We start from the raw sequence: 1,678 nt of genomic DNA on the forward strand, positions 1-1,678 counted from the left end.
GTATTCGACCGCGACCTCGAGACCATCGGCCTCGTCGCCAGCGGACATCGGTTGTCGGTCGGCGCGTCGGGCATGGGCCTCGGGCTCGCGCGCGCGCTGGTGTCGACCGGCAAGGTGACATCGGCGTCGCCGAGCAGCGAGACCGGGGCTTTGGTCGGCGGGCCGGCCGCATGCCTTGCCGGAAGCTGCTCGCAGGCCACCCTTCAGCAGATTGCCAATGCCGAACGCATCATGCCGGTGCTTCATCTCGATCCGGACCGTATCATTACGGGGTCGGACGAAGCGCAGCGCGCGCTTGACTGGGCGAGACCGCGACTGGCCAACGGTCCCGTGCTGATCGCATCGAGCTCCACACCCGATCAGGTCGCCGCGCTGCAGGCGCGCCACGGCCGCGACGCCGCCGGCCATGCGATCGAGCAGGCCATGGCCGATATTGCAGAAAGCCTCGTCAAATCAGGCGTGCGGCGACTGGTGGTTGCCGGCGGCGAGACGTCCGGCGCCGTTGTCGATCGGTTGAAGGTTCCCGGATTTCTCGTAGGAGTAGAAATTGCCGCGGGCGTTCCGGTGCTGCGCGCGGTCGGCGCCGAAGGCGACATGCTGCTCGCTCTGAAGTCCGGAAATTTTGGCGGAGCGGAGTTTTTCTCTGACGCGCTGAGGCTCATGCGCTGAGCGCAGGACATTTTTAGCTGCCTGTTCATTTCTTTCGGATTCCGTAGTCGCACGGAGTCGCAGTTGCCATCCGCCCAGGCGCTCTGGTGTCGGATGTCGGCGCTGCTCCCTTTTGGTTGAGTCTTTAGAGCTTCCGACGCGCGCCGGCGCCAGCACAATGGGACCCGATATGTTTGCCAACATTTCCATCCGCGCCAAGATCATCAGCGTCGTGGCGTTCCTGCTGCTCGCAATGACCGGCATGGGCCTGCTCGCCGTCATGAAGATGCGGACGATGAACGCCAACACCGTCGACATCACCACGAACTGGATGCCGAGCATCAGGGTGATCGGAGACCTGCGCGCCGCGGTCATCACCTATCGGAACGTGGTGCGCCAGCACATGCTGGCCGAAGCCCTGGACGACAAGCTCGCGGTGGAGAAGACCGCTGCCACCGTGACCGAAATGCTCGCCAAGACGCGCAGCAAGTACGAGCCCATGATCGCCTCCCCGGAGGAGCGGACGCTCTACAGCCAGTGGTCCAAGCTCTGGGACGATTACAAGAAGGGCACCGAAGAGGTGATGGCCTTGTCGCGCAAGGAGGCCGGCAAGTTCCCGCGCGAGGCACAGGAGCTCAATTCCAAGACGGTCAACAAGATCGGGCTCCAGGCGGATGAGGTCCTGAACAAGGACATCGAGCTCAACACCAAGGGCGGCGAACAGGCGGCGCACGATGCCGCCGACAGCTACGCTTTCGCGTTGATGCTGGTTTTGGTCATCTTCGGCATCGCCGTCGTGATCGGCTGCGGCCTCAGCTTCTATCTCGTCCGAGACGTTTCCAGCGGCATCAACTCGATCATCGATCCGATGCAGGCGCTGGGCAAGGGCGACCTTTCGGCCGAAGTCCCTCATCGCGGCAAGAAGACGGAGGTCGGCGCCATGGCCGACGTGCTCCAGGTCTTCAAGGAGGCGCTGATCGCCCAGAAGGCCGCGGACGAGGCCGCGGCCGCGGATGCCGAAGCGAAGATC

The 1,678-nt window shown here is 64.1% G+C and carries 2 protein-coding genes; both read left to right on the plus strand.

The window, feature by feature from the left end:
* Positions 1-669 (plus strand): nucleotide-binding domain containing protein (locus JHD07_RS29770; protein WP_291628642.1); only part of this gene is annotated, 669 nt, incomplete at its 5' end.
* Positions 670-838: 169 nt separating this feature from the next.
* Positions 839-1,678, plus strand: an 840-nt coding sequence (locus tag JHD07_RS29775; RefSeq protein WP_291628644.1) for an MCP four helix bundle domain-containing protein, incomplete at its 3' end; no start/stop codon positions are given.

Origin of the sequence: Bradyrhizobium sp. (assembly GCF_016462955.1) — a bacterium.
Lineage (GTDB): Bacteria > Pseudomonadota > Alphaproteobacteria > Rhizobiales > Xanthobacteraceae > Bradyrhizobium.